22 protein-coding genes and 3 pseudogenes are annotated in these 23,504 nt (G+C 45.0%); 10 read left to right on the top strand and 15 right to left on the bottom strand.

What is annotated here, in order from left to right:
• Positions 1-301: 301 nt before the first annotated feature.
• The 4 genes and pseudogenes from J9317_RS02245 to rlmD all read right to left on the bottom strand — a co-directional run bounded on the left by J9317_RS02245 (position 302) and on the right by rlmD (position 6,134).
• Positions 302-3,202, bottom strand: a pseudogene (locus J9317_RS02245) (DEAD/DEAH box helicase).
• A 108-nt stretch (positions 3,203-3,310) separates the two neighbouring features.
• A complete protein-coding gene (locus tag J9317_RS02240; RefSeq protein ID WP_211556150.1) occupies positions 3,311-3,712 on the bottom strand; it encodes a (deoxy)nucleoside triphosphate pyrophosphohydrolase in 402 nt (133 codons plus the stop codon).
• Positions 3,713-3,915: 203 nt separating this feature from the next.
• Positions 3,916-4,577, bottom strand: a pseudogene (locus J9317_RS02235) (Type 1 glutamine amidotransferase-like domain-containing protein).
• A 177-nt stretch (positions 4,578-4,754) separates the two neighbouring features.
• Positions 4,755-6,134 carry a 23S rRNA (uracil(1939)-C(5))-methyltransferase RlmD gene (gene rlmD / locus J9317_RS02230; protein WP_211556147.1) on the bottom strand — a complete coding sequence of 460 codons (1,380 nt, stop codon included), beginning with the start codon at positions 6,132-6,134 and terminating at the stop codon, positions 4,755-4,757.
• A 206-nt stretch (positions 6,135-6,340) separates the two neighbouring features.
• Between rlmD and J9317_RS02225 the strand changes: the two genes are divergently transcribed.
• Together J9317_RS02225 and J9317_RS02220 are read left to right on the top strand one after the other, a co-directional pair.
• A complete protein-coding gene (locus J9317_RS02225; protein WP_211556145.1) occupies positions 6,341-7,741 on the top strand; it encodes an APC family permease in 1,401 nt (466 codons plus the stop codon).
• Positions 7,742-7,878: 137 nt separating this feature from the next.
• Entirely contained in the window at positions 7,879-8,337 is a 459-nt protein-coding gene (locus tag J9317_RS02220; RefSeq protein WP_211556143.1) for a hypothetical protein, read from the top strand.
• Between the two features lie 29 nt (positions 8,338-8,366).
• Here the strand turns inward: J9317_RS02220 and J9317_RS02215 are convergent, their stop codons facing one another.
• On the bottom strand, positions 8,367-9,350 hold the full coding sequence (locus J9317_RS02215; protein WP_082883854.1) for a diacylglycerol kinase: 984 nt from the start codon (positions 9,348-9,350) through the stop codon (positions 8,367-8,369).
• Positions 9,351-9,641: 291 nt separating this feature from the next.
• Here J9317_RS02215 and J9317_RS02210 point away from each other — a divergent pair, with 291 nt between their 5' ends.
• Positions 9,642-9,992, top strand: coding sequence for a DUF805 domain-containing protein (locus J9317_RS02210; RefSeq protein WP_211556141.1), 351 nt, complete (start codon positions 9,642-9,644; stop codon positions 9,990-9,992).
• Between the two features lie 147 nt (positions 9,993-10,139).
• On the opposite strand, the gene J9317_RS02205 is transcribed toward J9317_RS02210, so the two are convergent.
• On the bottom strand, positions 10,140-11,330 hold the full coding sequence (locus J9317_RS02205; RefSeq protein ID WP_211556139.1) for a YhgE/Pip domain-containing protein: 1,191 nt from the start codon (positions 11,328-11,330) through the stop codon (positions 10,140-10,142).
• Positions 11,331-11,499: 169 nt separating this feature from the next.
• Between J9317_RS02205 and J9317_RS02200 the strand changes: the two genes are divergently transcribed.
• Positions 11,500-12,117 carry a TetR/AcrR family transcriptional regulator gene (locus J9317_RS02200; protein ID WP_211556137.1) on the top strand — a complete coding sequence of 206 codons (618 nt, stop codon included), beginning with the start codon at positions 11,500-11,502 and terminating at the stop codon, positions 12,115-12,117.
• Positions 12,118-12,186: 69 nt separating this feature from the next.
• Here the strand turns inward: J9317_RS02200 and J9317_RS02195 are convergent, their stop codons facing one another.
• Both J9317_RS02195 and J9317_RS02190 read right to left on the bottom strand, forming a co-directional pair.
• Entirely contained in the window at positions 12,187-12,846 is a 660-nt protein-coding gene (locus J9317_RS02195; RefSeq protein WP_211556135.1) for a suppressor of fused domain protein, read from the bottom strand.
• Between the two features lie 59 nt (positions 12,847-12,905).
• Positions 12,906-13,376: a DUF2306 domain-containing protein gene (locus tag J9317_RS02190; protein ID WP_211556133.1), complete on the bottom strand. Its 471-nt coding sequence runs from the start codon at positions 13,374-13,376 to the stop codon at positions 12,906-12,908.
• Positions 13,377-13,463: 87 nt separating this feature from the next.
• Between J9317_RS02190 and J9317_RS02185 the strand changes: the two genes are divergently transcribed.
• The gene (locus tag J9317_RS02185) at positions 13,464-13,892 is read left to right on the top strand and encodes an NUDIX hydrolase (protein WP_211556131.1); all 429 of its coding nucleotides are present in this window, start codon (positions 13,464-13,466) and stop codon (positions 13,890-13,892) included.
• A pseudogene (locus tag J9317_RS02180) lies at positions 13,877-14,169 on the top strand (DUF5412 family protein). Before J9317_RS02185 ends, J9317_RS02180 begins: the two are co-directional and overlap by 16 nt.
• A gap of 42 nt (positions 14,170-14,211) precedes the next feature.
• On the opposite strand, the gene J9317_RS02175 reads toward J9317_RS02180, so the two are convergent.
• The 3 genes from J9317_RS02175 to J9317_RS02165 form a co-directional block, all read right to left on the bottom strand.
• Positions 14,212-14,940 carry a gamma-glutamyl-gamma-aminobutyrate hydrolase family protein gene (locus J9317_RS02175; RefSeq protein WP_249291956.1) on the bottom strand — a complete coding sequence of 243 codons (729 nt, stop codon included), beginning with the start codon at positions 14,938-14,940 and terminating at the stop codon, positions 14,212-14,214.
• 60 nt (positions 14,941-15,000) lie between these two features.
• A complete protein-coding gene (locus J9317_RS02170) occupies positions 15,001-15,900 on the bottom strand; it encodes an SDR family oxidoreductase (RefSeq protein ID WP_211556129.1) in 900 nt (299 codons plus the stop codon).
• Between the two features lie 98 nt (positions 15,901-15,998).
• Positions 15,999-16,907 (bottom strand): magnesium transporter CorA family protein, encoded by a 909-nt coding sequence (locus tag J9317_RS02165; RefSeq protein WP_211556127.1) that lies wholly within the window; start codon positions 16,905-16,907, stop codon positions 15,999-16,001.
• A gap of 117 nt (positions 16,908-17,024) precedes the next feature.
• On the opposite strand from J9317_RS02165, the gene J9317_RS02160 reads away from it, so the two are divergent.
• The 3 genes from J9317_RS02160 (at position 17,025) to J9317_RS02150 (ending at position 19,368) form a co-directional block, all read left to right on the top strand.
• Positions 17,025-17,270, top strand: coding sequence for a hypothetical protein (locus tag J9317_RS02160; protein WP_211556125.1), 246 nt, complete (start codon positions 17,025-17,027; stop codon positions 17,268-17,270).
• Between the two features lie 87 nt (positions 17,271-17,357).
• Positions 17,358-17,987 carry a LysE family transporter gene (locus tag J9317_RS02155; RefSeq protein ID WP_211556123.1) on the top strand — a complete coding sequence of 210 codons (630 nt, stop codon included), beginning with the start codon at positions 17,358-17,360 and terminating at the stop codon, positions 17,985-17,987.
• Positions 17,988-18,027: 40 nt separating this feature from the next.
• Entirely contained in the window at positions 18,028-19,368 is a 1,341-nt protein-coding gene (locus tag J9317_RS02150) for an amino acid permease (RefSeq protein WP_211562043.1), read from the top strand.
• On the opposite strand, the gene J9317_RS02145 is transcribed toward J9317_RS02150, so the two are convergent.
• Positions 19,365-19,529, bottom strand: a complete 165-nt coding sequence (locus tag J9317_RS02145; RefSeq protein WP_211556121.1) for a hypothetical protein — start codon at positions 19,527-19,529, stop codon at positions 19,365-19,367. The genes J9317_RS02150 and J9317_RS02145 overlap by 4 nt on opposite strands.
• A complete protein-coding gene (locus J9317_RS02140; RefSeq protein ID WP_211556119.1) occupies positions 19,523-19,741 on the bottom strand; it encodes a hypothetical protein in 219 nt (72 codons plus the stop codon). Before J9317_RS02140 ends, J9317_RS02145 begins: the two co-directional genes overlap by 7 nt.
• A 180-nt stretch (positions 19,742-19,921) precedes the next feature.
• On the opposite strand from J9317_RS02140, the gene J9317_RS02135 reads away from it, so the two are divergent.
• The gene (locus J9317_RS02135; protein ID WP_211556117.1) at positions 19,922-21,649 is read left to right on the top strand and encodes an ABC transporter ATP-binding protein; all 1,728 of its coding nucleotides are present in this window, start codon (positions 19,922-19,924) and stop codon (positions 21,647-21,649) included.
• Positions 21,650-21,737: 88 nt separating this feature from the next.
• On the opposite strand, the gene J9317_RS02130 is transcribed toward J9317_RS02135, so the two are convergent.
• Both J9317_RS02130 and J9317_RS02125 read right to left on the bottom strand, forming a co-directional pair.
• On the bottom strand, positions 21,738-22,841 hold the full coding sequence (locus tag J9317_RS02130; protein ID WP_211556115.1) for a DUF4179 domain-containing protein: 1,104 nt from the start codon (positions 22,839-22,841) through the stop codon (positions 21,738-21,740).
• Positions 22,838-23,404: a sigma-70 family RNA polymerase sigma factor gene (locus J9317_RS02125; RefSeq protein WP_211556113.1), complete on the bottom strand. Its 567-nt coding sequence runs from the start codon at positions 23,402-23,404 to the stop codon at positions 22,838-22,840. Before J9317_RS02125 ends, J9317_RS02130 begins: the two co-directional genes overlap by 4 nt.
• Positions 23,405-23,504: the final 100 nt, after the last annotated feature.

Here is a 23,504-nt window from a genome sequence, read left to right as displayed (position 1 = left end):
TCCCGAAATTCCTATATATTACATTAAATCACACCTTCCTTCTCATTTCCCATAGTTTTCGAATTAATAACCTAAAAATGAGACTTTTTGCACCCTATTAGAAAAATATTTTCAGATACTAATATCACATTTGATTTATAGCAAAAAAAGGAAGTACTCAACTAAATGAGGTTCCAACACATTTGAATTATATTTAAACCAAACGATAGTTTCCTTAAATCCCGTAATCTGAAATTCAAATATAAAAAAAATACCTGTAGAAGAGTCCAATCTACAGGTACTAGTTTATTTATTACTAATTTTAATAAATTTCCTCTTCCCCACTCACAAGATACTGATAAACCTTATAATCAACCGCCTGCTCCATGACCAAATGAACATGGACAACCGGAAGTTCTTTACCATTTGCGATCATTTTGCTTTGGTTAATGTTCTCTTGATCAGGGTGGGCCTTGCCTAAATAGTAGAAATCACTGCCTTCCCCATCTTCCTTTTTCACAAAAATATGGAGGTCAATGTTGTTTTCATCAGCGCGGATGATTTCTTTTACTTCTTTTGATTCAAGCGTTCGATTGCTTCTCGTAAACCATTTCAGAAGATCCTGACTTAGAAATTCATCCCCATAATTGATGCTTTCTTCTACTTCACTTTTCTTATGGTACGTAATAAAAATAGGGCAGGTTTGGTGCTTCGTTTTGTACCCATATACAGTTGAGCTTTCGTCATTCTCCCAATTGAGAACCTTACAGACATCTTTTCGGGAATACTTCTGATTAATTGTTAGTAGCTGATCGCATTGAAAGGACTTGGTCTTTACCTTGGCACTTTTAATAAGATCCTCAACCATTCTACTAAAATAAGAATTGGTTAACAGTTCCTTCACTGACTGACTAAAAGTAAAGTCTTCTCCATTTAGTACAACAATTGGTTGATCTCCATATTTTTTTCGACTAACTTGTGTAAAGAAGGTGAGGTCGAATACTCGACGAACAGAGGTAAGCGTCTCTGAGCTCATTTTACAATCGTGTTCTAGCAATTTTTCTGTAAACAGCTGAATACTTACTTTATCTTGATTCATCAAAAGGTCTAGCAATACAATTTCATGCAGACGTTGTCCATTTAGTACCTCTAAGGAAAGCATGGTGAGGACCTTGCTTTCATATTCTGAGATAACCGGAACATCTTCTTTTATTTTCTTTAAAAATTGATAGTAATTGAAATGCTCTTCCACGATCACGACTGGATCAATAGAGTTATGCTGAATAAAATCATAAAGCTCGGGTATTCTTCCGATGCGATTTTTCAGCTCTACATATGCATCCTTTAGCACTTTTAATGATGTTAATCTACTGTTCGTAATTGCCTTAAAAATCTGCTTCTTAGCGATTTCTTCAAAATTGATGGTCGACACGCCTTTAATATAGCTTGTATCCTTCACATGGCGGCGGATGTTGTCCTTGTTTTGTGACTTGTCCCCTGATAAGGCGACAGGGATCAAGTAATTGTTTTTGTAGTTGCCGATAAAATCAATGATGGTTACGTATTCTTTGGAGGCATGTTTACGAAGACCTCTTCCTAGCTGTTGAATAAAAATGATACTGGACTGTGTTTGCCTAAGCATCACCACTTGATTGATGCAAGGAATATCAATGCCCTCATTGAAAATATCAACCGTTAAAATGTAATCGAGTTTCCCATTTTCAAGCTGGTTTACCGCTAGTGTTCTCTCATCCTGAGAGTTCTCCCCCGTCAAGGAAATGGTACGTAACCCTCTTTGGTTTAATTCAAATGAAAGCTTCGTTGCCTCATCTTTTCTACTACAGAAGATTAACCCTTTGACTCTATCACCAGAGTGTCCATAGTAGTAGAGCTTCTCTACAATATGATCTACCCTTTCGATATCAACCTATTTGGAAAAGGAAACCTCTTCATCTAGCAGCTCTCCGTCATAGACCATGTCTGTGACACCAAAATAATGAAATGGACAAAGCATATCTTCTTCTAATGCTTCCTGCAAACGGATTTCGTAGGCTATATTGTAGTCAAACAGCTGATAAATATTAAAATCATCTGTCCGTTCTGGTGTAGCTGTCATTCCCATTAAAAACTTCGGTTGGAAATAATCGATGACTCGACGGTAAGAGGATGCCCCAGCTTTATGTACTTCATCTATTAAAATATAATCAAATTCTTCTGGGTCAAATTGATTTAGATTTGCCTCTTTTGAAATCGTTTGAATCGTTGCAAAAAGATATTTCGCTTGTGTTTGCTTGTTATTTCCTGAGTAAATGCCAAAGTCAGATTCGATTCCACCTAGAATCTTTAGAAAATCAGTTTTGGCCTTCGAAAGAATTTGTTCACGGTGTACGATGAAAAGCATCCTTTTCGGAGCATAGCGACGAACATCAAACGCCGATAGATACGTTTTTCCTGTTCCAGTGGCAGAGATAATAATGCCTTTATCTTTTCCAGCCTCTCTCACAGCAGCAATTTGTAGTAAGGCTGCCTCCTGCATCTTATTGGGGACAATTTTCAGAGCTTCCTCTATAGCATTCGTTTCATAAGGAGCGGGCAATTCTATTAATTGATTGATTTCATTTGGTCTTGCTATGGGGGTGTATGACTTTTCGTATGCTTCTATCCAATCAGAAGTAAGAAGATGGGCATTCTCCCACACCTCTTCAAACTGATTCTTAAAATGATGTACAATCTCCCCATTTTCATGAGAAGTAAGCTTCACGTTCCACTCATAATTTACCTTTAAGGCATGTGCTGTTAGATTTGAGCTGCCTACGATAAGAGAATAATGTGTATGATGTTTGAAAATATATCCTTTGGAATGGAAACCTTTTATATTAGTTGTTCGCACTTCTACATTTTCTAGCTTCATCAGCTCTTTGAATACCTTCGGCTGGTTAAAGTTTAAAAAGGTAGACGTTAAAATTCGTCCACGAATTCCTTTGCGTTTCAAATCTAACAAATGGGATTTTAATGTGGCTAAACCACTCTCTGTAATAAACGCAACCGAGAAAATAAAGTCGATGCTTTTCTCCAATTCCTCTAGTACAGCGTTTAGTACATTTTCATTTTTCCGAGTGTTATTTACTAACAATTCAGGTCGAAAATTACCTGAGCGAGTATGCTTCTGATCAATAAACCCTTTATATAAAGAAGCCGTTAAGTTCTCAACTAAATTTGACATAGTATCCCCTTATTTACCAAGTATTCTTTCATTCTATGATACTATGGTAAATCCTGCAAATATGCGGGAAATATAATAAGCTACCCACAATTTGTGAGTAGCTCTCTATTAATTAGCGAAGGATTCTCTGGAGATCTTTTCAATAGCAGGCACATCTGCTGGAGCCCAATCTAAAGTGTCCAGCTCCCCAGGCACTAGCCACTTCATTGCCGCATGCTCAGTTAAAACCGGCGTACCTTCCTTCAGCTGGCAATAAAAAGTGGTGAGGTGGACAATTCCGAAGTCATATTCATAAACCGTTGTCTCGATCTTCTCCCCGATTTCCACCTTGCAAAGCATCTCTTCTTCAATCTCCCGGCGCAGCGCTTCTTGAGGCGTTTCCCCCTCTTCAATCTTTCCACCCGGGAATTCCCATTTTAGAGAAAGCGCCTTGCCATCTCCCCGTTGGGCACAGAGGATTTTGCCGTTTTCAACGATTACTGCGCCTACTACATGAATGTTCTTTTTCATAGCAGCCTCCTAAAACCATCTTATATTCTGGTTTCATTATAACTTACCTAAGAGTGAGTTGAAATGGACATGATAATGGTGAAATATGAGACATTGATGAATCTGATGACTTAAAGTAGCTCTACAAATTTGACTGTATCAGTTTAAGGATTGAACTACCTAATATGCGTTTCTTACCACTAGAATTTCGCCTAAGATGGAGTTTAAAACTGTTTCCAATGCCCCTCAGAGATCACTTCCACCGCACCGTCTACCACTTTAATGGCGGTCTCATCGTCTATTGCGTAACCCGGCCCCTGCATCCCTCTGCCCATCTCTCAGCAGCAGCCAGCGTATTGTGCGGCAGCATCTCGTGATCTAAATGTGGAAAGATGGAAAAATCGACAAGACCCAGTGTTTTATCTCCGCCGTCCGGTGGAGTCCAGCCAACAAAGAATTCCCCGATGTTAGGTGCCATTACCATGCTTCCAGCGCTCATTCCCACATAGACTGAACGCATCGATGGCAAGAGGTGTGCCAGTCCGGACTGCCGCATCCAGTAACTCAGGTAGAGCGCGTCGCCTCCACCCACCAGCAGGACGTCCGTCTCCCTTACCAGCGGCACCCAGCGGTCTTCATTGATGCTTGGCAGAGCTGTAAGCTCCAGTATGCCGACGGATTTCCAGCCCAGGTTGACCATAGGATTTTCTTCTTTCCCGCTGATAAACTCCCACGTTTTGATACCGGGGCCGACCCAGGGGTGTCCATACATTCCAGTGGGAATACACAGAGCGCTGCAGTCGGCGATTGGCTTGCCCAGCATGTCAACCACCACGTCCCGTATGCTTTTGTTATTAATGCCTGCAGAGGTGAGCAAAAGTTTCATAATTTAACTCCTCCTTGTCGTTACCCTATTCTAATTGACTATTTTATTCTGCAAGGGCTTCCGTTTTTCTCTAATCAAATAATCAAAAGCAAAAATCCCCCAAACTTTGAGTTTGAGGGAAAACGAAACACACTTTACCACTATTTAATTTAAAACCTTGAAAGCCTAGATATTAGCCTATTTCCTCTCTATCCGAACAACCGCTTCACAATGCATCGTATGCGGAAACATATCCACCGGCTGAACCTCAACCGTTTGATATCCTCCCTGCTCCAACACATGCAAATCTCTCGCCAAGGTCCCCGGATTGCAGCTCACATACACAACCCGCTTCGGCTTCATATCCAGAATGGTTTTGAGCAACGCTTCATCGCAGCCTTTACGTGGCGGATCTACGACGATGGTGTCTGCTTTGATTCCCTGCTTGTACCAGTTCGGGATGACGACTTCTGCTTCTCCGACGCCAAACTCTGCGTTGGTCAGTCCGTTGAGATCAGCATTTCGTTTCGCGTCTTCGATCGCTTCCGGTACGATTTCGACTCCGTACACTTTTTTCGCTTTCTGGGCAAGGAACAGAGAGATGGTTCCGATGCCGCAGTAGGCGTCGATGACCGTTTCTTCCCCGGTCAGCTGCGCATATTCGAGTGCTTTGTCATACAGCACCTTTGTTTGTTCAGGATTGACCTGGTAGAACGATCTTGCCGAGATGGCGAAGAGGATGTCGCCGATGCTGTCGTAAATGTATTCTTCGCCCCAGAGGACGTTTGTTTCGTCGCCGAATATCACGTTCGTGCGTTTATTGTTCACGTTTTGGACGATGGATTTCACTTGTCCGAATCGGCCTGTGATTTCTTCGATGATTTCGTTTTTGTGCGGGAAGTCGTTCGTTCTGGTGACGAAGACGACCATCATTTCGCCGGTCATCTGGCCGTAGCGGACCATGATGTGGCGCAGCCAGCCTTTGTGCTTTTCTTCATTATAGGCACGGATGCCGTGGCGGCTGCAGATTTCCTTTACGGCTTGGACGACGTCGTCGTTTTCAGCCTGCTGGATGAGGCATTTCTGCATATCGATGATCTCATGCGAGCGCTGCTGGTAGAAGCCTGCGACTAAGCCGCCTTCGCGTTCGCCGACCGGGACCTGGGCTTTGTTGCGGTAGTTCCACGGGTTGTCCATGCCGAGGGTCGGGTGGACGGTGACTTCATCCAGGTTGAGCTTGCCGATCCGGCTGAGGACGTTCTCGACCTGCTTGCGCTTGAAATCGAGCTGGCCTTCATAACTCAGGTGCTGAAGCTGGCAGCCTCCGCATTCCTTGTAAATCGGGCATGGAGCTTCTCTGCGCTCCGGACTTTGTTCTTTTATTTCCATGAGGCGGCCAAAGGCAAAGCCTTTTTTCACCTTGATTATTTTAATGCTGGCGCGTTCACCTGGCAGGGCGTTTTGCACGAAGATCGGGAAGCCTTCGACCTTGGCAACTCCCGCTCCTTCATGGGTCAGGTCCTCGAACGTTACATCATACAATTCATTTTTCATGACAGGCACTTCTATATTTGGCATTCTTCTCGTCCTTTTCAAATATGCTGCTTTCATTTTACCATATCCGCTATGCAAACATTCACGGCTTCGCACCTTCTAAATTTTGTCTGTTTCCCCCTCCAAATTATCTGAATTGTACTAATACACTTTTATCAGAGATTCATACAAATCGGGTGTATAATCATTCTATCAAGTGAATAAATACTCACACAAGGTAGGTTACTACGATGACTACTATAAAATCGAAAAAGCTGGGCTTGATGGGGTTGTCCCTTATCAGCATTAACGCGATTCTCGGATTGAAGAACATTCCGTTTGCCTCTACGATCGGGCCCTCGGCGGTTGTCTTCTGGATCGCGGCAGCTTTCCTATATTTCATTCCCATCAGTTTAATGGTGGCCGAGCTATCGACCACCTACCCGGATCAGGGCGGAATCAGCGCCTGGGTGAAACGGGCGTTTGGCGAAAAGGCGAGCTTCCTCGCCGGATGGTTTTTCTGGGTCGCAAACTTTACCTATTATCCATCGCTCCTGATCGGTATTACCGTCAATCTTGCATATGCGATCAACCAGCAGCAGATTATGGACAGCACCTGGACGACGAACATCATCTCCATTGTGATTTTCTGGCTCATTACGCTCTTAACGCTAAAAGGAACGCGGATGAGTGAGAAGCTGGCATCAATAGGTGCGCCACTTGGCGTGGTTGTTCCCGCTCTGCTCATTTTCGGATTCGGAATTGCGAGCCTTGTCAGCGGACAGCCTTCCGCAACACCGTTCTCTTCTGAATCAGTGATGCCGAATTCCGTTTCCTTTAATACGATCATGTTTTTATCAACGTTGATGTTCGCTTTTTCCGGAATGGAAATGCTCGGAACGATTGCGGAAGACGTAAAGAATCCTCAAAAAACGTTCCCGAAAGCGATTTTTATCACATCCGCCATCATTGCCGTTATTTACATTATGGCAACGGTCGCGTTCCAATTTGTCATTCAAATCACACCGGATCAGACAGCGAATGCCCTATATCTGTTCGCGGATAAAGTGACGGCTCAGTTCAACCTGCCGTTTAGCTTATCCCAACTGTTGGGTATCTGCTTCGTCGTTGCGGTTGTTGGATCGCTGTCCTTCCTGATCCTGAATCCAAGCGTCATGATGTACGAAAGCGGAAAAAAGGTCTTGCCTAAAGCATTGCTGAAAATCAACAAAGACAAAATGCCGGTAAACCTGATTCTCTGGCAGGCAGCAGGCGTTACGGTCATCCTTTTATTCTCTGCTTTTATCCCGACGATTTCTGCTGCCCTAAACATGCTGATTCTCATGGCGACGCTTGCGTTCTTTATCCCTTATCTGTTCCTCATTTCCGCTTATGTGAAGCTGCGGATGACAGATAAGACGTCGGTCCGTCCGTTTAAAATCAAACACAATACAGCCGCATACATCGTCGCCGGAGTCGGACTGCTGTCCGTTGTCGGTACGATCATCCTGACCCTCATTCCATCACCTGATACGACGGTTTCCGAATATGCGCCGATGGTGATTGGACCTGTACTGTTTATCATCCTTGGATTGGTCTTTTATAAGGTCGGAACGAAGGAGAAGAAGACAGAATTTAAGAAAGCAAGCTAACCTGGAGTGCCTGTGTGGCACTCTTTTTTTTTGCGGGATGTAAATCACTGCCTTTGAAAACATACATATGTTAACCAAATGATACCAGCATGTAACATAAAGTTTGTATAATAAACCAATCAGCAAGGAGGGATAGAATGATTCAAATCGAAGCACTTGGCGCGGAGAACCTGACGGAGGGGGATCGTTTCCTTACGTATTTGAACGGGGACACACGGTTTGTTTTTACATATGAGGCAAAATCGGTTCAATTTCTGACTGAGGTCTCGAAGACGGTTATTTATGATGTGGCGATGAAGCTGATCCGGAAATTTGAATCATTTAAGGTCACGCCGTTCGGAGTCGAGTCTGAGAATGTTATAGCTTTTCAGTTCACCCCTGACAGAAGCAGAGTCGATATCAAAAAAATGCCCTCAGAGTCACTTAATACGATTGAGGAGACGTCGTTTCCGGCACCGGTTTTCTTCAAAGAGTTTTCGCTCGCCTATGAACATTTCCTTAAGCCGTTAGCCAAAGCACAAAAGGAAGAGGATGAGATTCCGAGAGAAGTCGTTCAAATGAGGGAGATTCTTGATTTGCTGAAAGAACAGGCATAAAAAAAGCAGACCCCGATCGGTCTGCTTTTTCACTGCTCTTCTTTTTGCTTTTCTTCCGAGCTCACAGGCTGAGATACTTCTTCTTCCTGCTCTTCAGCGGAAGGCTCAGACATTTCATGCGCCTTTTCCTTGGACATAATGATGTCGAGGTGGCGATAAAGGTTTTCGAATTCTGCCGGCAAAAGCCCGCCGTACTCTCCATCCAGGTTAAGCTGCATTTTATCCTTCGTTGTGACCTTTACGCGGCTTGCCTTCGTATAAATGACGTGCTCATCATTCATGTGCTCCCCGCGGAGGGCCAATGAAGCAACCCGGATGAACTCAGCGAGGTTCGCCTTTTTCAGGATGAGGAGGTCGAACAATCCATCGTTCAGCTTGGAATCCGGTGCAAGTTTTTCGAATCCGCCAACAGAATTGGTGAGAGAAACTAAGAACAGCATGACTTCTCCTTGGAAAAGCTTGCCGTCGTATTCAATTTCAACCTCTGTCGGACGAATGGAAGGCAGCATTTCCATTCCCTTTAAATAATAAGCCAGCTGCCCAAGCATCGTTTTCAGCTTGCTTGGCACTTCATAGGTCAGCTCTGTCAGCTTCCCGCCGCCAGCGATATTAATGAAATGGGTATCGTTTACACGTCCAATATCAATCGGAATGGCAACTCCATCCACCAGCATGTCGACTGCTGCCAGTACATCGTTCAGAGGAAGCGCAATTGCACGGGCAAAGTCATTTGTCGTCCCGACCGGGATAATCCCGAGTTCCGGACGTTTGTCAAAACGGGCAATTCCGTTTACCACTTCATTGACTGTCCCATCTCCTCCGGCTGCAACAACAAGATCAAAGCCGCGCTCCGCCGCAAGCTTCGCCGCCTGAACCGCATCTCCTTCACACGTCGTAGCGTGGCAGGATGTTTCATAGCCTGCATTTTCAAACTTCGCTAACACTTCCGGCAAATGGCGCTTGAACGCTTCCCTTCCGGAGGTTGGATTATAAATAATTCTCGCTCTTTTCATTCCCCATCATCCTATACGTTATTTCTCGTACCGTTGTTATGCTTCATTCAGTCTACCACTTTTGATGCAGACCTTCAATCAGCCCGCCCTTATAAAGTCCCCTAAATACTGGTTTTCGAAACCAGTCTAAAAGAAAAATCCAAGGGAGTTTTCATTTTGTAAAATTTACAGTAAATTAGACCTAAAAAACTTATTTTTACATTTTCTATAAATTTATACACCCTGCAAATGGTATAATGACAAAGTTATAGAACTTATATACTACATTTTTTTATGGAGGAAGATTTTTTTATGGAATGGTATTTAAAAGTTGTGAAGAATTATGTTAATTTTCAAGGAAGAGCAAGAAGAAAGGAATACTGGATGTTTACTCTTTTCAGCGCTCTTATTTCTCTAGTTCTTTCCATTGTTGAACTGATTGCAGGTCTGCCTTCAATCCTTACTGGCCTTTATTCTTTAGCTCTGCTATTACCTGGATTAGGCGTATTCATCCGAAGAATGCATGATACCGGCAGAACCGGCTGGTGGATCCTCATTGGACTGGTTCCTGTTGTCGGCGCCATCGTTCTTTTAGTATTCGCATGTCAGGATAGCCAGCCGAATGAAAATAAATATGGAGCTAATCCAAAAGCACAATTCTAATGAACTACTCTAAAGACCGCCTGGTTTCAGGCGGTCTTTTTTCATAAAGAAATGACAGCAAGCAAATAAAGGCTGCTGTCTGGGTTTGAGGCTCTGCATAAGATTGATCAAATGGTTTGTGGGAAAACGTATCTGAATAACATTATGTCAATTTTCTGCTGCCGCTTCCGTTTGTGAAACCGGCTGTTTCTTCAGTCCTTTTACAATCGACACAGCCATAACGGCAAATGCGCCAAGACCGATCATTCCAAGGATCCAGCGCTGCTCTTCAAATCCATTGCCGCCGAAGAAGAACAGACTGCGGAAGCCTTCCACGCTGTGAGTGAATGGAATCCAGGATAGAAGCCATGTTCTGGTTGCTTCCGGCAGGAATTCGGGTGCCAGGCTTAAAACCGGGCTTGAGAAGAAGAATAATAGGATGAGGATTGGCATCGCACCAAATCCAATCCAGTTAAGAAGGGCTCCCTGCATAAGGAAGAACATGAATGCCGTGAAAACCATGAATCCGTATGCAGCGGCGAAGTCCGGCACATCAAGCCCTAGAATTCCCGTTGCAATCGAAAGAATGATGAGCGAGTTCATCGCTGTAAAGATGAGACCTGCGATCAGCTGACCTGTGATGAAACCTGGTGTAATCCGGTTTTCCGACGCCTTTTTCATCGTCAGGAAAATGATTATAGAGCTGATGATCGTTGTCAGCCAAAGGATTTGAGTCATCATCGCCGGAGAGTTCCCTCCGCCGTTATTCTCCCCTACCTTATTCACCGTTTCCGATTTGAGCTGGATTGGATTGGCAAGCAAACTCGCCTGTTCAGGAGAAATCATTTTTCCCTGTGCTTTGATCGGGGCAAGCATCTGCTCGCGGATTTGTCCGTTAACGCCTGTAAACACTTTATCCATAATGGATCCAATGCTGTTCGCTGCGTTCAGGTTTTTCCCCTGATTGAGAATCAGTTTTGCTTCCGCCTGCATCGGTTTCGGTGACTGAATGGACGCGGCTTTTTGAGAGAGATCGGCAGGAAGAATGAGTGCTGCATAATAAGTCCGGTCATTCAGTCCGTCTTTCGCCGTTTTTTCATCCTTTAATACCGTCCATTTAAATGGCAAATCTTTATTGCTTGTTAGTTTGTCCTCGAGCTGTTTCCCTATTTCAAGTTTTTGACCGGTTGGAAGCTGGACGCCTTCATCCTGGACAACAAGGGCGACTGGCAAGTCTTTTGGAGCCGGGTTCACTACCGACCCAAGGAAGGCAAAAGTAAAAATAAGAGCTGCTGCAGCAAGACCTGCAAGTCCTCCCCAAAACATCCGCTGGGTAAAAAACCTTTTGAGTGTGTTCATTGGTCTACCTCCTGATTATAATCGACAGTTTGTCTTTTATCTTACATACTGTACATAAAACATGGTATTCTACATAGGAGATCCTTACAATCATCAAAAACCTACACTTTGCCGGATAAACAACATATTTGGATGAATTGTTCATTAAAAATTTCTTGGAGGATGTTAAATGTCGAGCAAAACCGATTTACGGGTCATCCGCACCCGGAAAATGATCAAGGATGCCTTTATCCAACTTGTGACGGAAAAAGGCTTCGATGCGATGACGATCCATGATATTACCGAAAAAGCTATGATAAACCGAGGCACGTTCTATCTGCATTATCAGGATAAATTTGATTTGATGGAGAAGCTGACAGAAGACATACTTGGGGATGTAATCGGCAACATCAATCCCTCCTTGCATTTGATCGACGGTAAGCTGCATACCGGCAACTTAAAGGTTTCGATAGCCTCTGTTTTTGAAGCCATCTCCAGCCATACTGACTTTTTCCAGGCGATGCTTGGAGGAAAAGGAAGCCAGGATTTCTCTCATAAAATGCTTGGAATTATTAAAGGGCGCTTCGATTCCGAATATTCAAAGGCTGGATTAAAGGAAGAAAACATGCTTCTGCCAAGAGAGCTCATCCTCACATTTGTTTCGTCTGCCTGCCACGGAATGATGATCTGGTGGCTGCAAAACGGGATGGTCTATTCACCGGCATATATGGCAAACAGCATCGTCACAATCATGACCAATGGACCGGCCCGGAGCTTTGGGGTGGAGATTATAGATGACAAACGGTGACCGCCATCTCAGAACGCGTGCTGGATATTGAAAAACCTCGCCGATTATGCAGCGAGGTTTTTCATGTTCTTACAAATAAGATTCGATCCGCTTCATATCAGTCACTAAATAAGGATTATCCCTTTTCATCCTCTCAACCAGCATTTCAGCTTGTGAGCGGTCCTCTTTCAGCACGTCCAATTCTCTTTCCGTAATTCCTACCAGCTGGAGAAAATCTACTCTGCCGTGAACAGAGTTTACACTTCCTGCTTCTGTATCAGGCACGACCAGGAGACCCGTGATGGCAGATTCTACACCAATATGAATGGATGTTCCGTCCCCTGCCACATACTGCATAGGTTCAAAAAATCTGTTTTGTGTATTGGTATATCGGGCAAGGTTGGAAAGCATATCAATTGCCCACATGCAGTCTTCATGGGACTTTTCATTCAGCTTGATGGTCATTTCATACCCCCAGCGGCTATACTCACCACCGAACGCTTCTTCATTTATGTAAAGCTCTGTCATCCCATAGGTCAATACATGCTTGTATCCGTTTGGAGATTGGTAGATACTATAGCCATCCAGATATTGGTCCCCGCCTAAAAGAGCCCGTTTATGAAATTCTGTCGCAAAATGGGCCGGTTCCTGGTGCGGGTAAAGATTTTCGAATACATCATCTATTGCTAACCAGCCCGGTGCCCAATCCTCTGCTGCCGCTGCTTGTTTTTTATACTCCTCTAACTTCATGTTGATTCCCTTCTCTTCAAAAGATTTCTTAGTCCTTGAAATTGTTTATGGATAAAGCATCAGCCCGCCGCTGATGCTTTTTTGGTGCGGTATTTAACATTGGTGAGTGCAATGAGCGGACTGCCGATAATGGTCGGCAAAAACCAGATCCATAGAATTGGAATGTCTTGAAAAAAGGCGATCTTCGGTGCATTTACAACGAGAACCGCTGTGATGACGGCTATGTAGGAGCCAAGCATCCCGCTGATATGATACCTTAGCCAGTTTTTCCACTTCTTTTTTACGGCCAGGTACCCGATGATGGCAAAGGAGTAGGAAAAGAAGCCGATGTAAAACAGGTATGCACTCTCTTCCCAATGCATGATCGCCATGGTAGTGGAGCTAAGAAAAATAACCACAAACGAACCGTGGTACACTTCACCAAACCAGCAGTGCTTTCCTTTTCTTTTTTGCGAGAGCATGGCACCGAGGCCGGTTAATAAACAAATGAATCCGGCTGCGATATGAATGATTAAAATTCCAGAAAACATAAAGACACCCCCATTCCCTCTTATTTTACCAGCTTTTTATTGGTAAAATGTTAATTATTAGCAAATAAATAGTTAGGGGAATTTCGCATGATTACAATAGAAAAAACGGTCGCAGCTGTAAAAGGGGTCATTTTGAACCAAGGGAAAGTATTAATCGTTCAGCGTTCTCCTCAGGATGAAACCGGTGCAGGCAGCTGGGAATGTCCCGGGGGCAAAATCGTTTTTGGAGAAGATTTGGAAGCAGCACTTGTTAGGGAAATCAAAGAAGAAACCGGATTAACGGTTCATATTGAGAAAATCCTTTACGCTTCCACCTTCAAAACGGATCCAACCAGGCAGGTCGTCCTTATTACATACTTGTGCAGCACGCAGGAACGTGAAGTCATCCTTTCCAAGGAGCATACTGATTATCTTTGGGCCACAAAGGAACAAACGATGCTTAAACTGCCCACTGAAATCTTAGAGGATTTTGAAAAGCATGGTGTATTTTCGTTAAAAGGATGGGAGGGCGAATGACAGCCATTGATATGGGCCGTTTGCCTAAAGGGGAATTGATTGAAGAGGTACGGTCACCGGATGGGACGTATACCCTTAAAGCGTACGTATCTAATGGAGGAGCAACAACAAGCTATGCCGTACTGGGAGAACTGAATTTTAACAAAGGGAACAGAAAGCCTACGAATATCTATTGGAATTAACAGCCAGCATGAAATGGATCGATAAAGACACAGTCAAAATTAACGGCCAAACCTTGCATGTACCTTATGAGACGTATGATTTTAGGAATGATTGAAAAAAGCGGGACTCAATATGACTTGAGTTCCGCTTCTTATTTTTACACCTTTTCTTTCATTGAACATTCTTCCACAAACGCATCAAACAGTCTCTGCATGCTTTCGTATTTCACAGCCATTTCCTCCGGGTGCCATTGTACGGCAAGGAGGGACCAGTCTGAATCTGTGCCTTCGACCGCTTCAATAACGCCGTCGGGTGCCTTGGCCGTCACTTTCAGGTTATCGGCTACTTGATCGAGTGCCTGGTGATGCATGCTATTGATGCTGATCTTCGTATCACCTAAAATTCTGTGCAGCCGGCTTCCCTCTTCTACATTACATTCATGGGTGGCGTTGATGCGTGAGCCTTCCTGATGATGCTTGATTCCACCCTCAAGCTGGCTGTGAATATCCTGGGTCAGTGTACCACCGAGTGCTACATTTAACGAAGCAATACCGCGGCAGATGGCGAAGATCGGTGTGCGCTGCTTTTCCGCTTCCTTCACAAGCGCGATTTCCGTTTCATCCCGTTCCAAAATGACTTTGCCGAGCTCCGGATGCGGATTTGCCCCGTAGGATTGAGGATCCACATCCTCTCCTCCGCTTAAAAGCAATCCATCAATCGTGTCCATCCAAGCCTTTGCAGCTCCATCGTTCCCGAGCGGCAGAATAACCGGAATGCCGCCCGCTCTCAGGACGGCTTCCGGATATTTGGCGTGTACGAAGGAATGATCGATTCCGTTCACTTCTTTTTGTGATCCTGTTATACCTATAATCGGTTTGCGTGCCATAATCCCGTCTCCTTTTTTGTCTCTTACTCTCTCCATACCCTAATTGGATTTGAGCTACACTTATGCCGTGACCATTTGCCCCCCATTTACATGGAGGGTCTCCCCTGTGACATAGCGCGAGTCATCCGAGGCGAGATAAACATATGCCGCGGCAAGCTCGAATGGCTGGGCAGCCCTTTTGGAAGCTGACTGCAGACCAAATTTACTCACCCGGTCTGGGTCAAAGCTAGAGACGGTGAGCGGTGTCCAGACAGGACCTGGGGCCACGCTGTTCACCCGGATGCCTTTAGGTATGAGGTTTAGTGAAAGAGAACGGGTAAATGAAACAATGGCACCCTTTGTGGCAGAGTAGTCGACAAGTTCCTTTTGTCCTTTATAGGCGGTGACAGAAGCTGTGTTTATGATGGATGCTCCCTGTTTCAGATGGGGGACGGCTTCCTTCGTCAAATAAAAATACGCATAGATGTTGGTTTTGAACGTTTTATCAAATTGCTCGGCGGTAATCTTCAGGAAATCCACCTGTGGATATTGAACCGCGAGATTATTAACCACGACATCAATCTTTCCAAAGGTCTCAAGGGTTTCGGACACAACCTTTTGATTCTGCTTCTCTTCCGTTAGGTCCCCAGGCATAAGGAGGCAGCGTCTTCCAAAGGTTTCGATTCTCCGCTTTGTCTCCTCCGCATCCTGGTGTTCATTGTAATAAGGAATAACTAAGTCCGCTCCTTCTTTTGCAAAAGCATAGGCCACTGCTCTTCCGATTCCGCTGTCTCCCCCGCTGATGATAGCCGTCTCCCCCTCCAGTTTTCCGCTTCCTTTATAATCCGGATTCTCGGAAATGGGCCTCGGGTTCATCAAATATTCAAAGCCCGGCTGCTGATCCTGAGCTTGAGGCGGGAAGGTCAGCGGCTTATCTTCACACTCTATTTTCTTGCTGTAATAGGGGTAATATGGATACATGCTGATGAATCCCCTCTCATTCGAACGTCTTTTGCATTTTATTCATTGCGGAGCCCGTTTCATTCCGCAAAAAAAGCCTGACCCGCTGTGAGCCAGACTCAATCCTTCCTTCGCCTCAATAAATCCTTCATATAGCCTTTTGAGTTCATATACCAATAGATGAAAACGGTCGTAGAGACGATGATTAAGATCGCGAGCGGATAGCCGAGCTCCCACTTCAGCTCCGGCATTTTTTCGAAGTTCATTCCCCATAGCGCACTCCATGCCGTTAATGGTGTAAACAGAATGGTAATGATGGTGAGGGATTTCATGATTTCATTTCCATTATTTGTGGAAATGACCTCCTCGAGGCGGATAACGGTGTCAATCTCCTCCTGGTATTCCTTCAGAAGGGACATCCCCCGCTCCAGCTGCTTATCGATTCGTTTATATTCCACCCATGAATCGGTTTTTCCTAAAAATGCTTCTTCAATTCCTTTTTTCACTTCAACAACCTTTAAAATCAGACTTTTCCATGTCAGCAGAGAATGCCGCAGATCATAGATTTTGTTCAGGATGCTCGATTTATTATTGCGCTGCACTTCTTTCAGGACCTTTTCCATCTTCTGCTCAAACTCATCAATGCCGTCCAGATAATGCTTCGCCAATCCGTGCAATAGCACGAAAAAACCTTCAGGAGCCTGCTCAGATTCCTGAAGCTTCTTATGCAAGTCGTGTTCATTCACCTGTTTCAGCGACCGGGTATCCAATCCAATCGTCACTAATTGGTCTTTATTTATGTAATAGCGGAAAACCTTTTGGACATCCTCTCCCTCATCACTGTATACGAGAGAGCCGTAAACAACTTCCCCATCCAGTTTCAGCGCCTGTACGTGCATTTGATTTTCGTGGCCATACTGGATCAGGCTCTTCCATTGATTCTTATAGTCAAGCGTTTCTAAAAGCCGGTCATCAAATGATTCCAGAGAAAGCCATTTCCAGTTTTCATACTCCCTGCTGTCCTGCATGAACTTCCCCCCTATTATGCTGTTTCGTATTATATATCCTAAAAAAATTCATTGTAAACAGCTTAGAATAGTTGTTTTCATACCTGTAAAAGCTAAAAGAAAAAAGGGGGATTCACAATGATCGATGACGCATTGCACGCCCTTCATCATGCGGAAAAAGCAGTCGTTGATGCACAGGGAAACCCAGAATCAGGGGAATTCCAGCAGGCGCTCCAAAAACTTGAGCTCGCAAAGGAGCAAATTGCGAGGCATCAAAACGATGAGCTCGATCCGGAAGCGCGGCACCGCCTGGACCTCGCTGCCGAACAGGTCATCCATCTGCACGAAACATTGGAAGCTTTAGAAGATCAAGGTCCGCTATAACCATCACGGGTTATGGCTTTTCTTAATTTTTGGGATATTTGGACAGCCCCGGAATACATATAGAGAAAACATACAAGGAGAGGACGAATGAATACATTTATTAGTCATATCCTGCTCGGAATTTCTCTTGCCGCCCCCATTGGCCCGATCAATGCGGCGCAAATTGAGAGAGGCTTCAATCGAGGCTTCTGGCATTCCTGGCTTATCGGCCTTGGATCGATTACGGCTGATATTCTTTATATGCTTGCGGTTTTCATGGGGCTTGTCCAATTTATCGAAATCCCCATCGTTAAAGCGTTTCTCTGGCTGTTCGGATTCTTTGTCCTGACCTATACCGGGATTGAGAGTCTGCTTCAGGCAAGCAAAAGTGTGGAGCTGAGGAAGGAGCTTTCCAATTCACTCACCAAGTCCTATCTGATCGGCTTTATGATGTCCCTGACAAATCCCCTGACGATTATGTTTTGGGTCGGCATTTACGGATCAGTTTTAGCGAAAACTGCAGCGATGTATGAACACACACAGCTTCTTTTATACAGCGGCTCTATCTTACTGGGACTGCTCATTTGGGATGTCTGCATGGCCGGCGCCTCAAGCTTCGCACGCGGATTTTTGAATAACCGGACGCTGCAGGTCATCTCCTGTATATCAGGTCTGTCTCTTGTTGGGTTCGGATTATATTTTGGCTACGAAGCGTACCAGCTTTTTTTTAGCACATAAAATGAGCTCCCCCGGAAAAAATAAAGGCTAGACTGGGGGACTGAACGTGGCAAATCAAAATAAAAAAGAAGAACAATTGAAGTGGTGGCAGCTGTCGCTGATTGGAATTGGCTGCACCATTGGAACCGGCTATTTTCTAGGCTCAAGCATCGGAATTAAAGTAACGGGAGCGTCGATCATTTTCTCGTTCCTGCTTGCTGCGCTCGGTACATATATCGTTTACAGATTGCTGGCCAAAATGACGGCTAAGGACCCGCAGAAGGGTTCGTTTTGCTATTACTCGGGAAAAGCGTTCGGACGATGGGCGGGGTTTAGCTGCGGCTGGAATTACTGGACGTCGAATATCCTCATTATGGGAAGCCAGCTGACAGCGCTTGCGATTCTTTCGAAATTCTGGTTTCCCCATGTTCCGCTCTGGCTGTTTGCGTCCGGATACGCGGTGCTCTCCATTCTTGTCGTCCTGGCTGGAACGAAGGGCTTTGACCGGCTCGAAAACATGATGGCCATTGCCAAGGTGGCAGCGATTGTGATGTTCATTATCCTTGCCATTGCTGCCATCGCCGGCTGGATCCCCGGTGACGCACAGAAGCCGTCCCTCCCGCTCGCTCAGGATCAGCTTTTCCATGATGGCTGGAAAGGCTTCGGCTCCTCCCTCATTTATGCATTTTACGCATTTGGAGGAATTGAAGTAATCGGACTGATGGCCATGCAATTGGAGAAAAAGGAAGATGCCCCGAAAGCAGGCTCCGTCATGCTGATTTTGCTGACCGCTATTTATATAGCCTCCCTGGTTCTCGCTGTCAGCATGACTTCCATCAGCTCCTTTAACGAGAAAGAGAGCCCCTTTGTCACGGCTCTCAGCGGCTACGATCTATCCTTTTTTCCTCACGTCTTCAATGCGGCCATCATTATTGCGGGCTTCTCCACCCTAACTGCCGCCTTGTTCGGTGTCACGACCCTGCTCGTCACGCTCGGGGAAGACGGAGATGCACCGAAATTCTTCGCCAAAACAACGAAAGGTAAACGAAAGCTCGCCCTTCCGTCACTCGGCCTTGCCACAGCCGGAATGCTGCTCTCCATTATCGCAGCCCTGATTTTGCCTGGTAAAATCTACGAATACATCACAACGGCAGCCGGAATCATGCTGCTGTACAATTGGAGCTTTATTATCCTCTCTTCGCTGAAAATTTTAAAGCTGGCCGTTATGGAAAAAATGATTGCCGTGGCCGGTATCCTCATGCTCGCTGCCGCAATTGCGGGTACTCTGCTGGAGAAAACCGGCCGTTCCGGATTTTTTCTAAGCCTGCTGTTCGCAGCCATCATCGGTATCATGTGCCTTGTGATGAAAAAGAAGTGGGAGCAAAATGAATCTGGATGCTAAGAGGAGATGCTGCTCCTCTTTTTTATGATGGTTTCAACCGCTAAAAATAAAAGTGCCGCAAATCCTCCGAAAGCAGCGAGCTGCCAAGTAATTTCAGCAAACTTAAAGAATGCAAGAAGTATGACGGCTCCTGCAAAAGAGTACAAAATCAGCTTCAGCACTCTTCCCAAAGCCCCCTATTCCCTGCAGCAAAGTCAAGCAAGTACGAAATCGGGATTCCGCCTGCGGCATACACAGCAAGCCCGTAAAGGAAATATACAGCTATCCAGTCCCCCGCAATCGTGGAGGTCACATTATGAATAATTTGCAGGGCCAATGAAGCAAGAAAAGCTGAAATAGCAGCTGTTATCCCTTTCCTTAATAAGATTTTCATCCAAAAATCCCCTTTAAATTAACAGAAAATACTGTATACTAATTTTAACATTAAATGGAGGAGGAAACTGAATGAAAAACGCAATGACTGGTAAGCTACATGCACACAGGGGGGCCGGAATGCACTGACCCCCTGACCTGTGCAGCCATGTGAAATCTGCACAATAAAGGGGTAAATTAATTGAATCATTTATGGAAGAAATTCCTGTCCTATTATAAGCCTTATTGGCGTTTATTTACCGTTGTAATGGTCTGTTCCATTCTCGGATCTGCGATTTCCCTCGCCTATCCGCTCCTCACCCGGTATATCACAAAGGATGTCCTGGAAGGGGTGGATGAGAATTCTCTAAATCAGATTCTGCTGACGGGAGCGGCGATGCTTGTCCTCGCTTTAGTTCAAATGGGATTCAACTATGTGATGGACTATCACGGACACCGGATGGGAGCGTTGATGGAAAGTGATTTGCGCAGCGAGCTGTTCAGCCATTACCAGAGCCTGTCCTTCCCGTTCTATGACCGGCAGAAAACCGGACAGCTGATGTCACGAATGACAAACGATCTCTTCTGGCTTTCTGAATTGTATCACCACGGACCAGAGGACTTACTGAAATACTCTGTGAGGTTTATCGGAACCTTCGTCATTCTGCTGACAATCAACGTTCCATTGACCCTGGCCATCTTCGCCTTCCTGCCATTCATGGCTGTATTTGCGATTTATTTTAACAGGAAAGTGAATTTTGCTTTAAAACGAAACAAAGTCCAAATCGGTGAAATTAACGCGCAGGTTGAGGATAACCTTGCCGGCATCCGGGTCGTCCAATCGTTTACCAATGAAGCGCTGGAAAAGGAAAAATTCGAATACGAAAACAACCGCTTCCTCGAAAGCAGAAAAGCCGGCTACAGGTACGAAGCCTATTTTTCCAATGGCTTTGAAATGTTTATTCAGCTGATCAGCATCACTGTCGTTGTGGCGGGTGGAGCAGCGATTGTTCATTCCTCATTGGATCTTGCGGATCTAATTACGTTCTTAATGTACGTCGGCTTCCTGATTGAGCCAATCCAGAGGGTGATCAATGTGGCAGTTCTCTATCAGGAAGGGATGACCGGCTTTGAACGGTTTGTGGAGATGATGAAGATAGAGCCGGACATTACGGATTCTCCTGAAGCCATGGAGCTGGAACACGCCAACGGAACGATTGAGTTCCGGAACGTCTGCTTCCGCTACGGGGACGATCAGCCGAATGTGGTGGATCATCTTTCTCTCAAGATCGAAGCCGGAGAGTATGCCGCACTCGTCGGTCCATCCGGCGCCGGAAAAACAACGATTTGTACGCTCATTCCACGCTTTTATGACATTCAGCATGGTGAAATTACGATTGACGGAATAAACATCCAGGATATCACCTTGTCATCCCTGCGGAAAAATATCGGTGTCGTCCAGCAGGATGTATATCTTTTTGCCGGAACCGTCCTCGATAACATTCGCTACGGAAACCGTGATGCGACAGATGAAGAAATCATTGAAGCGGCAAAAAACGCCCATGCCCATGAATTTATTATGAAGCTGCCGAACGGATATGACACCGACATCGGCCAGCGCGGCGTAAGGCTTTCCGGCGGCCAGAAGCAGCGGCTCAGCATTGCCCGCGTCTTCCTGAAAAACCCGCCCATCGTCATTTTTGACGAAGCGACCAGCGCCCTGGACAACGAAAGCGAAAAGGTGGTCAAGGACTCACTCGAGCGGCTTGCCCAAAACCGCACCACCCTCGTCATCGCCCATCGGCTGTCGACCATCCGGAATGCAGAACGGATTATCGTGCTGAAAGAAAACGGCATCGCCGAGCAGGGTACGCACCAGGAGCTGATGAACAGAAATGGCGCTTACGCCAGGCTGCAGGAGGTACTGTAGATTTTTTACACAGAAAAGAAGCAGGAACGTTACCCTGCCTCTTTAAGTATAAGAGCGGATAGATGCAGTCCGCTCTTTTTTCTATTTATCAGTCTCTTAAAGGTATGACCATAGCATCCAGCACGATATCTTCCTTGACCTTCCCTGGCTTTTGTTTAATTGGTACTTCTCTTTTTTCTCCATCTGCTGTTATTACAGCTTCCCCATGATTTTCAGGAGTGTGCTTTCTTACCTGTACATGCGGGGTTACAATCAGCTCAGTTGCATTAGGATCGAGCTTTTCAAAGGTGCTGCTCCAGCTCATGGAATAGGCATCCTTTCCGGATCCTCCATTCCCTTCCCCGGAATAGCTGTTTCCTAAGTTGTCCTTCACATCCAGTTCGACAAACACATCATCCCATTGGTTCCGAACATTTCGACTGGCCGTTTGATTATAAAAGAGACTGAAGGACATAGGGGTTTGGGAGATTTTCGTAATGCTGACCTGAACGCCGTCTTTTTTGGCACTAAGATTGAGAACCTCCTCCTTTTGGTCCGCCGCTTTTAACGAAAAGGCAAAATTCCAATCACCTTTTATCTCGGTATGACTATTAGGAAGGGAAAGCGAGTTTATCTTCCATACCATGTTTACGTGATCCGCACCCTCTTGATTAAGATTAGTAGACCTGAATAGACCAACATAATGATTTTCATCGATCCTTGTAACTTGCGAACTGCCTGCCATGCCAGGTGAACCCAGTATTTCAGGAGAGCCTTCAATCAGAAGATTTTCTGCCAGTTTCTTATCACTCTCAATCGCATATGTCATCGATACGGTTTTCCCGTCAAAGACAGCATCTTGAATGGTCACTTTAATTCCGTTGCTTTCTTCCCTCATATTCAGCTCCGTCGAGAATTCCTTGTAGTGGTCGTACATCCCCGTTTTTCCGGTATCCAGAAACTTAAAAAGATCTCCTATGACCGGAATGCTGCTTGCATAGGCAGGAAACGTCATGCCAACCATTCCAGCTGACAGACAAACGAAGATGGCAGCCGCTGCCGCACCCTTCTTCCAGCTGCTCCTGTTCTTTTGCTTAATGGATTTTTTCAATCCTCGTTTGACTTTTTCTTTCTCAACCTCACTGATTTCCATCAGTTCAAATTCAGACTCATCGAAATCCATGCCATTTAATAACTCATAAATATCCTTCATAGGCCGTTCTCTCCCAATCTCAGATTTGCCGCTTTGCTATGGAGTTTCCTTTTCCCACGGTATATCCGGTTATCGATTGCCGTTTTGGTTAAACCAAGCTTATTGGAAATATCCTCAGTTTTACATCCCATAAAAAACTTCATCATGAAAATTTCCCGATCCACCGATTCCAGAGTATTCATCAACTGAATGATCTCCGCTCTTTCCTCTGAATCTATCCATTCGTCTTCTGCAGACCGGCCCGTTCCCACATCCACATTTTCAGCTGAGTATTCTGGTTTTTTGCTCGCTTTCCTGTAGTAGTCAATCGCTTTAAACTTAGCCACTGAACAAATCCATTTCCTGAAATCTGTATGGTCACCTTGAAATTTCTTCGAGTAATCCCAAACGGAAAGAAAAACATCATTGATGCACTCCTCAATTAACCCGCTGTTCCTGACCGGAGTCAGAACCTTCACCAAAATCCCTTTTATAAGAGGCAAATACTGATCAACGATATACTCCAATGCATATTCATCTTTGCTCTGCAGACGCTTTATAAAATTTGACTCGTTACATTTCATTTGATGAATCCCCTTATTTTTTTGTAAAAGCTTTTACACTTTATACAACGATTAAGAGCAATGAATCTCTCGCTTTTTTTAAAAATTTTCCAATCTATTT

The organism is Metabacillus flavus (assembly GCF_018283675.1).
Classification (GTDB): Bacteria; Bacillota; Bacilli; order Bacillales; family Bacillaceae; genus Metabacillus_B; species Metabacillus_B flavus.
This window is presented reverse-complemented; position numbering and strand designations above follow the sequence as displayed.

What these genes read in the sequence shown, in the direction of transcription:
- J9317_RS02125 (WP_211556113.1), bottom strand. Translation starts at nt 23,404, where the DNA reads ATGAAATGTAACGAGTCAAATTTTATAAAGCGTCTGCAGAGCAAAGAT.
- J9317_RS02205 (WP_211556139.1), bottom strand. Translation starts at nt 11,330, where the DNA reads ATGAACACACTCAAAAGGTTTTTTACCCAGCGGATGTTTTGGGGAGGA.
- J9317_RS02220 (WP_211556143.1), top strand. Translation starts at nt 7,879, where the DNA reads ATGATTCAAATCGAAGCACTTGGCGCGGAGAACCTGACGGAGGGGGAT.
- J9317_RS02185 (WP_211556131.1), top strand. Translation starts at nt 13,464, where the DNA reads ATGATTACAATAGAAAAAACGGTCGCAGCTGTAAAAGGGGTCATTTTG.
- J9317_RS02240 (WP_211556150.1), bottom strand. Translation starts at nt 3,712, where the DNA reads ATGAAAAAGAACATTCATGTAGTAGGCGCAGTAATCGTTGAAAACGGC.
- J9317_RS02175 (WP_249291956.1), bottom strand. Translation starts at nt 14,940, where the DNA reads ATGGCACGCAAACCGATTATAGGTATAACAGGATCACAAAAAGAAGTG.
- J9317_RS02210 (WP_211556141.1), top strand. Translation starts at nt 9,642, where the DNA reads ATGGAATGGTATTTAAAAGTTGTGAAGAATTATGTTAATTTTCAAGGA.
- J9317_RS02155 (WP_211556123.1), top strand. Translation starts at nt 17,358, where the DNA reads ATGAATACATTTATTAGTCATATCCTGCTCGGAATTTCTCTTGCCGCC.
- J9317_RS02215 (WP_082883854.1), bottom strand. Translation starts at nt 9,350, where the DNA reads ATGAAAAGAGCGAGAATTATTTATAATCCAACCTCCGGAAGGGAAGCG.
- J9317_RS02165 (WP_211556127.1), bottom strand. Translation starts at nt 16,907, where the DNA reads ATGCAGGACAGCAGGGAGTATGAAAACTGGAAATGGCTTTCTCTGGAA.
- J9317_RS02225 (WP_211556145.1), top strand. Translation starts at nt 6,341, where the DNA reads ATGACTACTATAAAATCGAAAAAGCTGGGCTTGATGGGGTTGTCCCTT.
- J9317_RS02170 (WP_211556129.1), bottom strand. Translation starts at nt 15,900, where the DNA reads ATGTATCCATATTACCCCTATTACAGCAAGAAAATAGAGTGTGAAGAT.
- J9317_RS02160 (WP_211556125.1), top strand. Translation starts at nt 17,025, where the DNA reads ATGATCGATGACGCATTGCACGCCCTTCATCATGCGGAAAAAGCAGTC.
- rlmD (WP_211556147.1), bottom strand. Translation starts at nt 6,134, where the DNA reads ATGCCAAATATAGAAGTGCCTGTCATGAAAAATGAATTGTATGATGTA.
- J9317_RS02195 (WP_211556135.1), bottom strand. Translation starts at nt 12,846, where the DNA reads ATGAAGTTAGAGGAGTATAAAAAACAAGCAGCGGCAGCAGAGGATTGG.
- J9317_RS02190 (WP_211556133.1), bottom strand. Translation starts at nt 13,376, where the DNA reads ATGTTTTCTGGAATTTTAATCATTCATATCGCAGCCGGATTCATTTGT.
- J9317_RS02140 (WP_211556119.1), bottom strand. Translation starts at nt 19,741, where the DNA reads ATGAAAATCTTATTAAGGAAAGGGATAACAGCTGCTATTTCAGCTTTT.
- J9317_RS02200 (WP_211556137.1), top strand. Translation starts at nt 11,500, where the DNA reads ATGTCGAGCAAAACCGATTTACGGGTCATCCGCACCCGGAAAATGATC.
- J9317_RS02130 (WP_211556115.1), bottom strand. Translation starts at nt 22,841, where the DNA reads ATGAAGGATATTTATGAGTTATTAAATGGCATGGATTTCGATGAGTCT.